Genomic DNA, 15,078 nt, shown 5'->3' with positions numbered 1-15,078 from the left:
TGCATAAACATTGCACACCGGCGGCTTTTTGTGCTTTGCAGATACAGATTTTGTCACAATTATGTGGTAAAATGACCGGGAAAAATATGATCCGATAGGAGAACCCAATGAATCAACCAAAAAAGGAACGTTTCAAGACCAGTGTGGGCGGTCAGGCACTGATGGAAGGCATTATGATGCGCGGCCCAAAGCTCATCTGCTGCGCGGTGCGCAAGCCGGACGGCACCATTGAGACCAAACTCGACCCCGTGAAGAACCATGGCGTGTGGACCAAGATCCCGCTTGTGCGCGGTGCCATCTCCATGATCGAAAGCCTGATCGTGGGCTACCGCTACATGATGTACTCCGCTCAGGTGAGCATGGGGGACGACTACGACCCCGAGGAAGAGGAGACCGCCTTTGAAAAATGGGTGGGAGAGCATTTCGGTCAGAAGGCTGAGGATGCCCTGCTGGCCTGCGCCGCTGTGGTGGGCGGCCTGCTGGCGATCCTGCTCTTTACGGTGCTGCCCACCCTCATCGTGGGCGGCGTGAACCACTTTGTAACATTGGGCCGCTGGGCCAAGGTGGTGCTGGAAGCGGTGCTCAAGGTCGCTATCTTCCTGACCTATATGGCGGGTATTTCCAGAATGAAGGAGATCCACCGGGTGTTCGAGTACCACGGTGCCGAGCACAAGACCATTGCCTGCTATGAGGCCGGTGACGCGCTGACCGTGGAGAATGTGCGCAAATACACCCGCTTCCATCCCCGCTGCGGCACCAGTTTTCTCATTCTGGTGGTCATCGTCAGCGTGTTTCTGTACAGCGTTCTGCCCTGGGGCAGCATCGGCCTGCGGGTGCTGTTCAAGCTGCTGCTGCTGCCGGTGGTCATGGGCATCAGCTACGAGCTGCTCAAATGGTGCGGCCGGTCGGACAACATCGCCACCCGCATCATCCGCCAACCCGGCATCTGGGTGCAGCACCTGACCGTGTTTGAACCGGACGACAGCATGATCGAGGTGGCCATTGCCGCCGTGACCCCTGTGCTGCCCGAGGACCCGGAGGATGGCAAATGGTAAGTGCAGGTCTGTCTCCGCGGGAAGCGGTGCGCAGGGTGGAGGCGCGGCTTGCCGCCGCAGGCTGTCCGGATGCGGATTACGATGCACGGGAGCTGTTCCGTGCGGCGTCCGGACGGGATGCCCGCCTTTCCGACCGGGTGCTGACCACGGAGGAAGCGGAAAAGCTGGAAAACCTCTGCACGCGCCGTGAGCAGCGGGAACCGCTGCAATACCTGTGCGGGATCTGGAGCTTTCTGGATTTTGACCTTGCCGTTGGCCCCGGCGTGCTCTGCCCCCGTGCAGACACCGAGGTGGTAGCGGAAGCGGCTGCCAATACCCTGACGGGCATTGCCGCGCCCCGGGTGCTGGATCTCTGCGCGGGGACCGGCTGTCTGGGGCTGGGCGTCAAGCGCTTCTGCCCGGCGGCGCAGGTGACCTGCGTGGAAAAAAGCCCGGAAGCCTTTGTTTATCTGGAAAAGAACTGCCGCTGTGCCCTGAAAGGGCAGGGCGGGCAGACGGAGGACTTGCTGGAGCCTGCTGCCTTTGAGCAGGAGGCTGCACCGGCCTTTGACTGGGGCCCGGCACTGAATGCCCTGCGCGCAAAGGCAAAGCCGGCCTATGCGGTGGAGCCGGTGCAGGGGGATCTGTTCACCTACTGGAAAAGTGCACCGGAAGGGGAGCTTGACCTCATCGTGTCCAACCCGCCCTACCTCACCGCCGAGGAGATGCGGCACCTGCAGCCGGAGGTGGCACAGGAACCGGCCATGGCGCTGGAAGCGGGGGAGGACGGCCTTGTGTTTTACCGTGCCCTTGCACAGCATTACCAGAAGCTGCTGCGGCCCGGCGGAGCATTGGTGCTGGAGATCGGCTGGCAGCAGAGGGAAGCTGTGACGGCACTGCTGGCTGCAAACGGCTGGGCAGACATTGCGTGCCGCAAGGATTTTGGCGGCAACGACCGGTGCATGATCGCCCGCAGACCCGGCTGATCAAACGAAAAAAGCAAACAACTTCTTGTTGTAATATTTTGATTTTGTGGTATACTATACTGGAAGGTATACGGACAGCCCGCGCACGGCGGGCAGCAGGAAGAAAAGGAGCAGCACGCTATGGCGAAAAATCAGAACAACAACACCGTTGTCCCGGCCACCAAAAAGACCGAGCCGGAGGCAAAAAAGGACGCACTGGCCACTGCGCTGGCCCAGATCGAAAAGCAGTTCGGCAAGGGTGCCGTGATGAAGCTGGGCGACAACGCCTCCATGCAGGTGGATGCCATTTCCACCGGCAGTCTGGGTCTGGATCTGGCTCTGGGCGTGGGCGGTGTGCCCCGCGGACGCATCATTGAGGTGTACGGCCCGGAATCCAGTGGTAAGACCACGCTGGCTCTGCACATTCTGGCCGAAGCCCAGAAGCAGGGCGGCGAAGTGGCCTTCATTGACGTAGAGCACGCACTGGACCCCACCTATGCCGAAGCGCTGGGCGTGGACATCAATAATCTCTTGGTCAGCCAGCCGGACACCGGCGAGCAGGCCATGGAGATCTGCGAAGCACTGGTGCGCTCCGGTGCCATCGATGCCATCGTGGTGGACTCGGTTGCCGCCATGGTGCCGAGGGCTGAGATCGAGGGCGAAATGGGCGACAGCCATGTGGGCCTGCAGGCCCGCCTGATGAGTCAGGCCATGCGCAAGCTGACTTCGGTCATCGGCAAGACCAACACGGTCTGCGTCTTCATCAACCAGCTGCGTGAAAAAGTGGGCGTGATGTACGGCAACCCGGAGGTCACCACCGGCGGCCGCGCCCTGAAATATTACGCCTCGGTGCGCATCGACATCCGCCGCGTGGAGGGTCTGAAGGACTCTTCCGGCCAGTTCATCGGCAACCACACCCGCGCAAAGATCGTCAAGAATAAGGTGGCACCTCCGTTCCGTGAGGCAGAGTTCGATATCATGTTCGGCGAGGGCATCTCCAAGATGAGCGAGCTCATCGATGTGGGCGTAAAGCTGGGCATCGTGCAGAAGAGCGGCGCATGGTTCAACTATGGCGATATCCGTCTGGGTCAGGGCCGCGACAACGCAAAGCAGTTCCTGAAGGACAATCCCGAGATCGCAAACGACATCGAGGGCCAGATCCGCGCCAATGCCGACAAGCTGTACGCTTCCCGCCGCCCGGCAGGCAAGAATGCTTCTTCCAAGGCCGAAGAGCCTGCAGAAGCGGCAAAGGACGCTAAGGAGCCGGTGGTCAAAGCACCTGCCCGCAGCAGCGAGAGCGAGTTGGATATCATGGTGGAGGATTAAATGTCCTTTTATAAACGCCGCCGCCCAAGACCGGAAGAGGAAAAGTGTGCCGATCCGGCCAAGGCCCGCGCCCGCGCACTGGATGCGCTGGCCTCGCGGGAGATGTCCTCGGCCCAGCTGTATGAGCGGTTGTGCTATGGCTTTACGGAGCAGGCGGCGGCTGCGGCCGTGGCAGAAATGGTGGAGCGGGATTACGTAAACGATGACCGCTATGCCGAGGCCCGTGCCCATAGCCTGCTTGCTGCCCGCAAGAGCCGCCGTGCGGCGGCCCAGAACCTGCGGCAGAAGGGCCTTTCCGGTACGCAGATCGAGCAGGCACTGGAAAGCGTCTATGCCCCGGATGAGGACGGCGAAAGCCCGGAACTGGAAGCCGCCGCCGCGCTGGTGCGCAGCCGCTATATGAAAAAGCTGGCCGATGGCCGGCGCGACCTTGTGGTGGCCGCCCTGCAGCGCCGCGGCTTTGCGTATTCGGTCATAAAAGAAGCGATAAAAAGAGCGGAAGAATAAAAAGCACCCCCTCAAAAGAGAAAGAGAGTATCACCCCCTATGAAAATTGCATGTATCTCCCTTGGCTGCCCTAAAAATCAGGTCGATCTGGATGTGATGGTGCACATCCTGCTGTCTGCCGGCCACGAGACCGTGGCAGATCTGGCCGAAGCAGATGTGATCCTTGTGAACACCTGCGGCTTTATCGAGAGCGCCAAGACCGAAGCCATTGAAAACATTCTGGAAGCCTGCTCCTACAAGCAGCAGAACCCGGAGCTGAAGGTCATCGTCACCGGCTGTCTTGCCGAGCGCTACCGCAGCCAGATTGAGGAAGAGATCCCCGAGGTGGACGCGGTGGTGGGCTGCGCTTCCAATAAAGCCATCGACACCATCGTGGACCGCCTGTTCCATGGTGAGGATCATCTGGAAAGCTACGGTGCCAAAAAGGACTTTCCGCTGGGCGGCAAGCGTGTCATCGGCACGCCCGCCCACTATGCGTACTTAAAAATTGCAGAGGGCTGCAACAACCGCTGCCACTACTGCGCCATCCCCGGCATCCGCGGCCCGCTGCACAGCCGCGATATGGCCGACTGCGTGGCCGAAGCCCGCTGGCTGGCCGGTGAGGGCGTGAAAGAGCTGATCGTGGTCGCACAGGACCCCACCGCCTACGGCGAGGACTGGGGCAAGCCCGGCAGCATCTGCGAGCTGCTGGATAAGCTGAACAAGGTGCCGGGCCTCGAGTGGATCCGCATTATGTACGCTTACCCGGAGCGCATCACGGACGAGTTCATTGCCGCCATGAAGCGCAATGAGAAGGTGGTGCCTTACCTTGACCTGCCCATCCAGCACTGCAATGATACCATCCTTAAGAATATGAACCGCCGTTCCAACCGCGCCGAGCTGCTGGAGGTGATCGGCAAGCTGCGCCGCGAGATCCCCGGCATCACCCTGCGCACCACCCTGATCGCAGGCTTCCCCGGCGAGACTGAGGAGCAGTTCGAGGATCTGTGCAATTTCGTCAAGGAAGTGCAGTTCGACCGTCTGGGCTGCTTTGCCTACTCGGCCGAGGAGAACACCGTTGCTGCCAAGATGGACGGCCAGATCGATCAGGAGACCAAGGACAGGCGCGCCGAACTGGTGATGCAGATCCAGACCGGCATCATGGCCCAGAAGCAGGCCGAAAAGGTGGGCCAGACCGTGCATGTGCTTTGTGACGGCATCGACGAGGAGAGCGGCCTGTATCTGTGCCGCACTACCGGCGACGCCCCTGAGGTGGACGGCAATGTGTGCGTTTCCAGCGAGGAACCGCTGTATCCCGGCCAGTTCTACGATGTGCTGGTGGACGACAGCGACCTTTACGATCTGTATGGCACTGTTGCAAAATAACAAATTGGAGGAATCTGTATGAATCTGCCCAATAAGCTTACCCTGACCCGCATCCTGCTGGTGCCCGTGTTCATGATCTTTGCGTCCCTGACCGGTCTGAGCGGCATCGCGGATGGCTCCTTCCAGCCGATGTATTACCTGATCGCAGGCATCGTCTTTGCTGCCGCCAGCTTTACTGATTTTCTGGACGGCCATCTGGCCCGCAAGTGGAACATGGTGACCGATTTCGGCAAGTTTGCCGACCCGCTGGCCGACAAGCTGCTGACCACCGTGGCCTTCATCTACATGATGCGGGACGGCGTGTGCAGCCCGGTGGTGCTGTGCATCATTCTGGCCCGCGAATTTGCCGTGTCCGGCCTGCGCATGGTGGCTGCCGGCGCCAAGGACGGCAAGGTAATCGCTGCCAACATGTGGGGCAAGGTGAAGACCGTGCTGCAGATGCTGAGCATCATCTTCTACTTCTTTGGCATGGCGATTGCGGCGAATGTGTCCTGGGATGCCACGGTCATGGTTGTGGGAGCCTCGGTGGTGCTGTGCTGGCTGGTGGCTGCCGTGACGGCCATTTCCGGCATCAAGTACCTGTGGGACAACCGCAGCTTCATCAACACCGCAAAATAAAAAGAACCCTCTCAGTCAATGCCTTGCGGCATTGCCAGCTCCCCCGAAAGGGGGAGCTTTGGCAAAAACGGAGAAATTTATCTCTGCAGCCAAAACCTCGCCCTTCAGGAGAGGTGGCAATGCGTCCGCACTGACGGAGAGGGTTTTGCTATCAGGAAAATATCATGAAAAAATTTGCTGATACGGCGCGCCGCCTGCTCTCCATCGTGCTGAACCTGTTCATCGTCTGGGTGGAGCCCATTGCCCTGCCCATGAGCTGGGATTGGGGCAAAGAGCAGATGTTCATTTTCTACACGGAGGATTCCAACATCCTTTCGGCCTGCATCTGCGCCATGGTGGCGGTGGGCCAGCTGGTGTGCATCTTTACCGGAAAAGAGCTGCCGCGCTGGCTGCACACCCTCAAGTATATCGCCACCTGCTGCCTGACCCTGACCTTTCTCACGGTGGTGTTCGTGCTGGGCCCCATGTATGAGGACGGAAACGGCTGGTACATCATGCTGTGCACCAGCTCCATGCTGTACCATCATCTGCTCAACCCGCTGGCGGCCATCTTCTCCTTTGTGCTGCTGGAGCGCACACCGCGCCTGCCACGCAGTACGGTCAAGTGGGCGCTGCTGCCCACGGTGCTGTATGGCGGCATTATTTTGTGGCTGAACATCCAGCGCGTGGTGGATGGGCCGTATCCCTTTATGAAGGTGTATGACCAGAGCGTGCAGGCATCGGTGCTGTGGTGCATTGCCATCCTGCTGATGAATTACTTCTATGCATGGCTGCTCTGGAAGCTGAACGGCGGAAAGAAAGAGAACGCTTGACGATTTGAAATACCCTCCGCTTCGCTCTGGGCATAAATAGCGGAAATACTATTTTTTATTAGAGCAATACCGGACAGACTGCGGTCTGTCCGGTATTGCATTTTCACAGAAGAGGCTGCAAAGAAAAACAGCATCTGAAAGTTCCGGCCCTTCCTGTGAAAAAGCAGCTCCGAAAAGCCCGCAGGCTTTTCGGAGCTGCAAATGAAAGATAAATTATCCTCTGAATATGCCCAGAGCGGAGCGGAGGGCATTCTAAATGGTTCTTGTGTTTTTACGCTACGGTGGAATTCTCTTCCAGCCAGTCCAGCACACAGGACTGCAGGGCGTTCAGGTGCGCACGGTTCTCACCGTAGGTGTCGGCATAGGTGCTGTTGGCGTCGTCCAGTTCTTCCTGCGTGGGAGCAAGGCTCTTGGCTTCGGCCACGGCCTGAAAGATCAGATCCTGCTTTGCCAGATGCTCAAAATAGGCATCCGAAGCGGCCAGCATGGCATCCGCACTGGTGTAGCCCTGCGTCTGGGCAAAGGCGTTCAGATCCATGCTGTAGGCGGTGGCGTACTGGTTGTAGTAGTTCAGGAACATGCGGATGTAGTAGCTGGTGATCTCGGCAGGCAGCTCCTTGAAGGTGGAATTGGCCATCAGGTAGTCCACGATGGCATTGTCGTAGTTGTTGGCATACAGTGCATCGTTGAAGTAGCTGCGCAGCTGGTCGGCGGTGTGCAAATCGTCGCTGACACCAAAGTTGGACTCCACCCATTCATCGGTCAGCTCGGGGATTACGTTCTCGGAAAGGGAGTTCAGGGTCACGCTGAACACGGCTTCCTTGCCGCTGAGGGTGATCGTGTTGCCCTCAGCGTCGGTAGAATCGCCGTAGCCGTCCGGGAAGGTGACGGTCACATCAAAGGTATCGCCCACATTGTGGCCGATGATCTGGTCCTCAAAGCCATCGATGAAGGAACCGCTGCCCAGCGTCAGGTCGTAGCCGGTGGCAGTGCCGCCGGTAAAGGCCACACCGTCCACGGTGCCGGTGTAATCGATGTTGGCAACATCCCCGCTCTGGGCGGCACGGCCGGTAACGGGCTGGGAGGTGGTGTACTGGTTCAGCAGGCTGTCCATCTGCTGCTGCAGCTCATCTTCGGTGGGGGTCAGGTCGCTCTCCTTCAGGGCGATGGAGCCGAAGTCCTCCGGCAGGGTCACATAGTCCAGCGCTTTGATGCCGCTCCAATAGCCGTTTTCGTCCAGACCATCGCTGTAATCAAAGGTCTCGTAGTCGAAGTCGGCCACAGAACCAAACTGTGAGACAGACGCAGCAGTGGAAGATGCACTGCCGGAAGATGCACTGTCGGTCTGTTTGCGCCTGCTCAGCGTGAAGCAGGCAACGATGATGCACACCACTGCGGCAAGGGCCAGCAGGATGCACAGGAGCTTTTTGGTGTTGTTTTTCAAAAGAAATACCTCCATAAAAATCGGCCCGCAGGATGCTCGGGCCGTAAAACCGGAATAGACTCCCATCCATTATATACGTTCTGACGGCAAAAGAAAAGTTTTTTGCAAAATTTCCACAAATCCTGCGGCGGGTTTGTATCACTTTTGCCTGCCTGTGGGCGCAAAAATGGGCAAAAGCGGTGGAAATGGGCAGGCGGTTCTGTTACAATAAAAATAAGTGAGCCTTCCCGGGAACATAAGGCCCCTCCCTCAATGAGGGAGGCTTTTCCGCTGAGAGAGGGCGAGGATGCGAACCGCAATGGAGGAAATTTAAATGGATTACAATAAAGCAGCTCTGGAAATGCACGAGACCCACAAAGGCAAGGTGGGCATCGTGAGCAAGGTGGAGGTCGCTACCCGCGACGACCTGTCCACCGCCTACACCCCCGGCGTGGCAGAGCCCTGCCGCAAGATCAAGGAAAACCCCGAGGACGTGTATAAGTACACCTTCAAGGGCAACATGGTGGCGGTCGTTTCCAACGGCACGGCTGTGCTGGGCCTGGGCGATATCGGCCCGGAGGCCGGTCTGCCGGTCATGGAGGGTAAGGCGGTGCTGTTCAAGGAGTTCGGCGGCGTGGACGCCTTCCCCATCTGCATCGACGCCCACGACGCTGCCAGCGTCATTGCTGCCTGCAAGGCCATTGCGCCCACCTTTGGCGGCATCAATCTGGAGGACATCAAGAGCCCCGAGTGCTTTGAAATCGAGGAGACCTTGGAGCGGGAGCTGGACATCCCGGTGTTCCACGACGACCAGCACGGCACCGCGATCGTGGTCACTGCTGCCCTCATCAACGCCCTGCGTGTGGTGGGCAAGAAGATGGAGGATGTGCACATCGTGCTGAACGGCCCCGGTGCTGCCGGTACCGCCATCATCAAGATGCTCATGACCGCAGGCGCAAAGGACATTATTGCAGTGGATCAGTTCGGCACCCTGTACAAGGGCTGCAACAGCGCCGAGGCCCACAAGAACTGGCTGGGCGAGGTGACTAACCCCCGCCAGATCAAGGGCGGCCTGAAGGAGGCACTGGAAGGTGCCGATGTGTTCATCGGCGTGTCCAAGCCCGGCATCCTGACCACTGAGCTGTGCAAGACCATGAACAAGGACGCCATCGTCTTTGCCATGGCCAACCCCACCCCGGAGATCATGCCGGACGAGGCCAAGGCCGGCGGCGTGCGGGTGATGGCCACCGGCCGCAGCGACTTCCCCAATCAGGTCAACAACGTGCTGTGCTTCCCCGGCCTGTTCAAGGGCGCGCTCAGCGTCCGTGCCCGGGATATCAACAATGAGATGAAGCTGGCTGCTGCCTACGCCATTGCAGACCTCATCACCGATGCCGACCGCAGCGAGGAGAACATCATCCCCGGCGCGTTCGACCCCCGCGTGGCCGAGGCTGTGGCAAACGCCGTGGCAAAGGCTGCCCGTGAGACCGGCGTGGCCCGTCTGTAAGCGGAGGACAGGGTTATGAGAACCATTTCCGCACAGGAGATCACGGATACCGTTGCACGGCTGTGCATCGAAGCCAACACCCGCCTGCCGCAGGACGTGCAGGCAGCGCTGGACAAGGCCCGGCAGGAAGAGCCGTGGCCGCTGGCCAAGAATACCCTCGACCTTTTGTGGTCGAACCTTTCCGCCGCCAAGGAGCAAGACCTGCCCATCTGTCAGGACACCGGCATGGCCTGCGTGTTCGTGGAGCTGGGTACCGATGTGCACATCGACGGCAGCTTTGAAGCCGCCATCCATGAGGGCGTGCGCCGGGGCTACACCGACGGCTATCTGCGCAAGAGCATCGTAGCCGACCCGCTGCGCCGGGGCAACACCGGCGACAACACCCCGGCGGCCATCACGGTGCATCTGGTGGACGGCGAGGGCTGCCGCATCACGGTGGCACCCAAGGGCTTTGGCAGCGAGAACATGAGCCGAATCCAGATGCTCAAGCCCGCCGACGGCGTAGAGGGCTTCAAGAAGTTCGTGCTGGACACGGTGAAGCTGGCAGGCTCCAACCCCTGCCCGCCCATCGTTCTGGGCATCGGCGTGGGCGGCAGCTTTGACAAGGTAGCGTATCTGGCAAAGAAGGCCCTGCTGCGCCCGCTGGATGTCCCGAACCCCGACCCTTATTACGCACAGCTGGAGCAGGAGCTGCTGGCCGCCATCAACGAGCTGGGCATCGGCCCGCAAGGTTTTGGCGGCAGGACCACCTGTCTGGGCCTTGCCATTGAGCAGATGCCTACCCATGTGGCAGGCCTGCCGGTGGCTGTGAATGTTTCCTGCCATGTGACCCGCCGCGCCAGCGCGGAGCTGTAAGGAGGGGAGAACTATGGAATACAGACTGACCACCCCCTGCACCGTGCAGGATCTTGCCCCGCTCAAGGCGGGCGATACGGTGCTGCTTTCCGGCGTGGTGTACACCGCCCGGGATCAGGCTCACAAGCGCATGACCGAAGCACTGGATAAGGGGGAAACGCTGCCCTTTGAACTTGAAGGCAGTGCCATCTACTACGTAGGCCCCACGCCGGAGCGGCCGGGCGAGGTGATCGGCTCGGCAGGGCCTACCACCAGCGGACGCATGGACGCCATGAGCCCGCGTCTGCTGGACCTTGGCAACAAGATCATGATCGGCAAGGGCAAGCGGGACGACGCCGTAAAGGCTGCTGTGGTGCGCAATGGCGCGGTGTATCTGGCCGCTCTGGGCGGTGCCGGTGCCCTGATGGCAAAGAGCGTGCAGACGCTGGAAGTCATCGCATGGCCGGATCTTGGCTGTGAAGCGGTGCGCCGCCTGACTGTGAAGGACATGCCGCTGACGGTGATCCTGGACGCCCACGGCGGCGATCTGTACCAGTCCGGCCCGGCAGCATATCTGGAGAGCAGATAAAAGATAAACGGGCTCGCCCTCTCCGTCTGCTCCCGTTGGCCGCATCGAACTGCTTTTTATGCAAACAAGCCAAAACCAAACCGGCTAAGATGTGGTCAAAACAGCAGATTTATGCAGAAGAAAATTGGTTTGTTTTAACAAACTTCCGCGAATTGCTTGCACATCGGTCAAAAGTGTGATATCTTGTACTATATGAAACCGTGGTGCTTTGCATCCCGGCACAGACAGGAGGCAAACATACCATGCAGATCCACCAATCCGCAGAAGATTATCTCGAAACGATCCTTATGCTCACCCAGCGGATGGGCCGTGTGCGTTCCATTGACGTTGTCAATGAGCTGGGCTTTACCAAGGCAAGCGTCAGCATTGCTATGAAAAAGCTGCGCGAGAACGGCTATATCGCGGTGGACGGCGAGGGCAACCTGACCCTGCTGGCACCGGGCCGCGAGATCGCAGAGCGTATCTATGGCCGTCACCGTCTGCTGACCCACTTCTTTATGCAGCTGGGCGTGGACGAAAAGACCGCCGCCGAGGACGCCTGTAAGGCAGAGCATATCCTGAGCGAGCAGACGCTGGAAAAGATCCGCGAGCGCGCCCTTGAGACCGACTCCGAGCTGACCAAGCCTGCCGAGTGACCGTAAAACCGGAAAATGATCCCGTTCCTTACAAAAAGGAGCGGGATTTTTTGTACCCAAAAGGAGCCGCAACTTCCACTTGCATCCGGGAGCGGGGTGCGGTATTCTTATAAGATAAGAAGGTTTTACAGCCAAACCGGGAGGAAACAGCCATGGATGCAGACGAGATCCGCACGCTTTTGGGCGATAACATTTTTGAGCGGGCCAAGAAATACCGCAAGCGCATCCAGCAGAGCACCTGCACCGTCAACGCCGATGGCGTGCGGCATATTTCGGCCATGGTACAGGGCAGCGGCGGCAGCTATTACTATACGCAGGCATGGCTGCGGGAGAACGGCAGCTTTGTCAGTGCGTCCTGCAGCTGCCCGTATAACCAGAACGGCGAGGGCACCTACTGCAAGCATATCGGCGCATTGCTGCTGGACGATGCGGAAAAGAATGCGCCCGCCCCCGCTGCAAAGCCGGATGCCATTCCGGGCGTGGTGCGGGGCACTGCCGGGCTGGGAACAGAGCCATCCCGCCGCGACAGCTACGCTTCCGGTCTGGAGATGCTGTTTGGCAAAAAGTGGCACGGGGAAGCGCCGGTGTCGGACAACGAAGCCCGCAGGCTGCTGGATACCTATAAGGAAGCCGCGCTGGAGGACCTTGGCGGCGGCGAGGTGCCCCAGCGCACCGGCTTTGTCCGACTGGAACCGGAGCTGACCCTGCTGCCCGGCGCGCAGCCATGGCTGCGGCTGCGCATTTCGGACGGCGGGCGGCAGTATGTGGTCAAGAGCATCCCGGATCTTTTGGAGAACATCGAACACGGCCGCAGCGTCAGTTACGGAAAGGCGCTGGCCTTTGTGCACCGGTGGGATGCCTTTGATGAGGAGTCCCGCGCCCTTTTGCAGCTGCTGCGCCGTCAGGTGAGCGCAAGGCAGAGTCTGGATAAGGCTGCAGTGCGGGTGTATGGCGGGGCCGAGCAGGGCCCGGCAGGCGGCATGATCCTGACCGGAGAAAACTTTGACGCCCTTGTTCAGATGTACGCACACACCGGCTTTCTGGGCGGCTACGAGCTGCGGGAGGGTCTGCCCGCAGTCACCCTGACTGTGGCACGCAGCCGCGGCGGCGTGCAGGTGGAAGGCGAACCCGCACTTTCCGCTGTGCAGGGGCTGGATTATGATTATCTGTTCAGCGAGGACACCCTCTGGCGGCTGCAGCGGCCCGGCTGCACCCGCATCCTGCCCGCGCTGCAGGCGCTGGGCGGCAAGAGCCTGTTTTTTACAAACGCAGATGCCACCGCCTTTTGCAGCTATGTGCTGCCGGAGCTGGGCAGCAGGCTGAACATCGTGGACCCGGAACGCCTGCTGCTGAACCAGATCCCGCTGGAGCCGGTGGTGCAGTTCTATCTGGATGCGCCGGACAGCTTCCGCATTGAGGCCCACGCGGAATTTCTGTACGGAGAGGATAAGGTCACGCCGTTTGCCCCGGCCCCGGCGGGCCTCTTGCGGGATGTGCGTGCCGAGAGCCGTGCAAAGCGGCTGCTGGCTTCCTATCTGCAGCCCGGCGTCGGCGGCAATGAGGAAGTGTACGGCACCGCCGACGAGGAAGAGATCTGCCGTCTGCTGGAAGAAGGCATCCCGGCCCTGCTGGCAGAGGGCGAAGTCTACCTGAGTGATGCATTCCGCAGCCTGCAGGCCGCGCCGCCGCGCATCACGGTGGGCGTTTCGGTGCACGGCAGCGTGCTGGATCTGGAAGTGGACACCGGCGAGTTCCCGGTGGCCGAGCTGAAAGAGCTGCTGCGCTCCCTGCACCAGAAAAAGCGCTACCACCGCCTGCGGGACGGGAGCCTGCTGCGGCTGGACGACAGTCTGGAAGGGCTGGATGAGCTGAACGATACACTGGAGCTTTCCGGCGTCAGGCTCCGGAACGGCCATGCCGAACTGCCGCTTTACCGGGCACCCAGTCTGGACTGGGCACTCTCGGGCCAGAACGGCCTGCGCTTCAACCGCGACGATGCCTTCCGCCGCATCAGCCGCAGCTTCCATGCCGTGAAGGACAGCGAGTATACCCCGCCGGAAAGCCTGCACAATGTGCTGCGCAAGTACCAGCGGGACGGCTACCGCTGGCTGCGCACGCTGGACGGCTACGGTATGGGCGGCATTCTGGCCGATGATATGGGCCTTGGCAAGACGGTGCAGGTGCTCAGCTACCTGCTGGCTATGAAGGAAAGCGGGCAGACCCTGCCAAGCCTCATCGTCTGCCCGGCATCGCTGGTGCTCAACTGGCAGGAGGAATGCAAAAAGTTCACCCCGCAGCTCATCTGTGTGGCGGTGGACGGCGACGCCGCCCACCGTGCCGAGCTGGCAAAGCAGTGGCAAAACGCCGACCTTGTGGTGACCAGCTACGACCTGCTGCGCCGGGACGAAGAACGGTATGCGGAACAGGCGTTCTATGCCTGCATTCTGGACGAAGCCCAGGCCATCAAAAACCACACCACCCAGAAATACAAGGCGGTGTGCGGGGTGAACAGCAAAGTGCGTTTCGCCCTTACCGGCACCCCGGTGGAGAATCGTCTGGGCGAATTGTGGAGCATCTTCTCCTTCCTGATGCCGGGGTATCTGCCGCCCTATAAGACCTTCTGCGCCCGGTTTGAAAAGCCCATCGTGCAGGAGGAGGACAAGGAAGCCCTGCGGCGGCTGAACCAGCTGACCGGGCCGTTCATCCTGCGGCGCATGAAGTCCGAGGTGCTTAAAGAGCTGCCGCCCAAGACCGAGAATCTCCACCGCATCGAGCTGGACGAGCAGCAGCGCAAGCTCTACCTTGCCGCTGTGGTGGACGCGCGGGAAAAGCTGCGCGCCGCCAAGCCCGAGGATAAAATGGCGGTGTTCGCGGTGCTCATGCGCCTGCGGGAGATCTGCTGCGACCCGCGCCTTGTGGCGGACAACTGGGACGGCGGCAGCGCCAAGCTGGACGCCTGCATGGAGCTGGTGACGGCTGCTGTGGAGGGCGGACACCGCATCCTGCTGTTCAGCCAGTTCACCTCCATGCTGGAACTGCTGGCAAAACGGCTGGACGAAGCAGGCGTGAGCCACTTTACCCTGCAGGGCTCCACCCCAAAGCCGGTGCGTGCGGAGCTTGTGCGCCGGTTCAACAGCGGCGAAGCGGACGTGTTCCTCATTTCGCTGCGGGCGGGCGGCACCGGCCTGAACCTGACGGCGGCAGATATCGTCATCCACTACGACCCGTGGTGGAACGTGGCCGCGCAGAATCAGGCCACCGACCGCGCCTACCGCATCGGCCAGCGCAATCCGGTGCAGGTGTACAAGCTCATTGCGCAGGACACCATTGAAGAAAAGATCGTGGAGCTGCAGCAGGCAAAGCAGGACCTTGCCGAGACGGTCACCGGCTCGGCAGACGGAGCGATCCTGTCCATGAAGCCGGAAGAGCTGCTGCAGCTGCTGCAGGAAGAATAAGGAGAGAC

The 15,078-nt window shown here is 60.3% G+C and carries 13 protein-coding genes; 12 read left to right on the top strand and 1 reads right to left on the bottom strand.

The genetic code is table 11. The features are described 5' to 3' along the window. Window positions 1-107 precede the first annotated feature (107 nt). From ACKXF9_RS01110 to ACKXF9_RS01080, 7 genes are all read left to right on the top strand, one after another. Window positions 108-1,055 carry a DUF1385 domain-containing protein gene (locus tag ACKXF9_RS01110; protein ID WP_418265058.1) on the top strand — a complete coding sequence of 316 codons (948 nt, stop codon included), beginning with the start codon at window positions 108-110 and terminating at the stop codon, window positions 1,053-1,055. Next, window positions 1,049-2,020 carry a N5-glutamine methyltransferase family protein gene (locus ACKXF9_RS01105; protein WP_418265057.1) on the top strand — a complete coding sequence of 324 codons (972 nt, stop codon included), beginning with the start codon at window positions 1,049-1,051 and terminating at the stop codon, window positions 2,018-2,020. The genes ACKXF9_RS01110 and ACKXF9_RS01105 overlap by 7 nt, the downstream gene beginning before the upstream one ends. Window positions 2,021-2,140: 120 nt before the next feature. After that, complete coding sequence (gene recA, locus ACKXF9_RS01100; RefSeq protein WP_418265056.1) at window positions 2,141-3,325, top strand: recombinase RecA; 1,185 nt, start codon at window positions 2,141-2,143, stop codon at window positions 3,323-3,325. Continuing rightward, the gene (locus ACKXF9_RS01095) at window positions 3,326-3,832 is read left to right on the top strand and encodes a regulatory protein RecX (protein ID WP_418265055.1); all 507 of its coding nucleotides are present in this window, start codon (window positions 3,326-3,328) and stop codon (window positions 3,830-3,832) included. Between the two features lie 39 nt (window positions 3,833-3,871). Continuing rightward, window positions 3,872-5,197: a 30S ribosomal protein S12 methylthiotransferase RimO gene (rimO, locus tag ACKXF9_RS01090; RefSeq protein ID WP_418265054.1), complete on the top strand. Its 1,326-nt coding sequence runs from the start codon at window positions 3,872-3,874 to the stop codon at window positions 5,195-5,197. A gap of 18 nt (window positions 5,198-5,215) precedes the next feature. Next, window positions 5,216-5,815, top strand: a complete 600-nt coding sequence (pgsA, locus tag ACKXF9_RS01085; protein WP_154256324.1) for a CDP-diacylglycerol--glycerol-3-phosphate 3-phosphatidyltransferase — start codon at window positions 5,216-5,218, stop codon at window positions 5,813-5,815. 164 nt (window positions 5,816-5,979) lie between these two features. Continuing rightward, entirely contained in the window at window positions 5,980-6,627 is a 648-nt protein-coding gene (locus tag ACKXF9_RS01080; protein WP_418265053.1) for a hypothetical protein, read from the top strand. Between the two features lie 271 nt (window positions 6,628-6,898). On the opposite strand, the gene ACKXF9_RS01075 is transcribed toward ACKXF9_RS01080, so the two are convergent. Next, a complete protein-coding gene (locus ACKXF9_RS01075) occupies window positions 6,899-8,071 on the bottom strand; it encodes a trigger factor (RefSeq protein ID WP_418265052.1) in 1,173 nt (390 codons plus the stop codon). A 313-nt stretch (window positions 8,072-8,384) separates the two neighbouring features. Here ACKXF9_RS01075 and ACKXF9_RS01070 point away from each other — a divergent pair, with 313 nt between their 5' ends. The 5 genes from ACKXF9_RS01070 (at window position 8,385) to ACKXF9_RS01050 (ending at window position 15,070) form a co-directional block, all read left to right on the top strand. Beyond that, the gene (locus ACKXF9_RS01070) at window positions 8,385-9,557 is read left to right on the top strand and encodes an NAD(P)-dependent malic enzyme (protein ID WP_348584846.1); all 1,173 of its coding nucleotides are present in this window, start codon (window positions 8,385-8,387) and stop codon (window positions 9,555-9,557) included. Window positions 9,558-9,572: 15 nt separating this feature from the next. Beyond that, window positions 9,573-10,412, top strand: a complete 840-nt coding sequence (locus ACKXF9_RS01065; protein ID WP_418265051.1) for a fumarate hydratase — start codon at window positions 9,573-9,575, stop codon at window positions 10,410-10,412. Window positions 10,413-10,425: 13 nt separating this feature from the next. Next, the gene (locus ACKXF9_RS01060; protein WP_348584848.1) at window positions 10,426-10,980 is read left to right on the top strand and encodes a Fe-S-containing hydro-lyase; all 555 of its coding nucleotides are present in this window, start codon (window positions 10,426-10,428) and stop codon (window positions 10,978-10,980) included. 242 nt (window positions 10,981-11,222) lie between these two features. Further along, entirely contained in the window at window positions 11,223-11,615 is a 393-nt protein-coding gene (locus ACKXF9_RS01055; RefSeq protein ID WP_249237461.1) for a metal-dependent transcriptional regulator, read from the top strand. A gap of 152 nt (window positions 11,616-11,767) precedes the next feature. Continuing rightward, on the top strand, window positions 11,768-15,070 hold the full coding sequence (locus ACKXF9_RS01050; protein WP_418265050.1) for an SNF2-related protein: 3,303 nt from the start codon (window positions 11,768-11,770) through the stop codon (window positions 15,068-15,070). Window positions 15,071-15,078 lie beyond the last annotated feature (8 nt).

This window comes from Faecalibacterium sp. 9, assembly GCF_048320955.1.
In the GTDB taxonomy this organism is placed as follows: domain Bacteria; phylum Bacillota; class Clostridia; order Oscillospirales; family Ruminococcaceae; genus Faecalibacterium; species Faecalibacterium wellingii.
This window is presented reverse-complemented; position numbering and strand designations above follow the sequence as displayed.

Bases quoted from the DNA above. Each gene is read 5' to 3' on its own strand.
- ACKXF9_RS01095 (WP_418265055.1), top strand. From the start codon at position 3,326: ATGTCCTTTTATAAACGCCGCCGCCCAAGACCGGAAGAGGAAAAGTGT.
- ACKXF9_RS01055 (WP_249237461.1), top strand. From the start codon at position 11,223: ATGCAGATCCACCAATCCGCAGAAGATTATCTCGAAACGATCCTTATG.
- ACKXF9_RS01110 (WP_418265058.1), top strand. From the start codon at position 108: ATGAATCAACCAAAAAAGGAACGTTTCAAGACCAGTGTGGGCGGTCAG.
- ACKXF9_RS01060 (WP_348584848.1), top strand. From the start codon at position 10,426: ATGGAATACAGACTGACCACCCCCTGCACCGTGCAGGATCTTGCCCCG.
- pgsA (WP_154256324.1), top strand. From the start codon at position 5,216: ATGAATCTGCCCAATAAGCTTACCCTGACCCGCATCCTGCTGGTGCCC.
- ACKXF9_RS01080 (WP_418265053.1), top strand. From the start codon at position 5,980: ATGAAAAAATTTGCTGATACGGCGCGCCGCCTGCTCTCCATCGTGCTG.
- ACKXF9_RS01065 (WP_418265051.1), top strand. From the start codon at position 9,573: ATGAGAACCATTTCCGCACAGGAGATCACGGATACCGTTGCACGGCTG.
- rimO (WP_418265054.1), top strand. From the start codon at position 3,872: ATGAAAATTGCATGTATCTCCCTTGGCTGCCCTAAAAATCAGGTCGAT.
- ACKXF9_RS01105 (WP_418265057.1), top strand. From the start codon at position 1,049: ATGGTAAGTGCAGGTCTGTCTCCGCGGGAAGCGGTGCGCAGGGTGGAG.
- ACKXF9_RS01050 (WP_418265050.1), top strand. From the start codon at position 11,768: ATGGATGCAGACGAGATCCGCACGCTTTTGGGCGATAACATTTTTGAG.
- recA (WP_418265056.1), top strand. From the start codon at position 2,141: ATGGCGAAAAATCAGAACAACAACACCGTTGTCCCGGCCACCAAAAAG.
- ACKXF9_RS01070 (WP_348584846.1), top strand. From the start codon at position 8,385: ATGGATTACAATAAAGCAGCTCTGGAAATGCACGAGACCCACAAAGGC.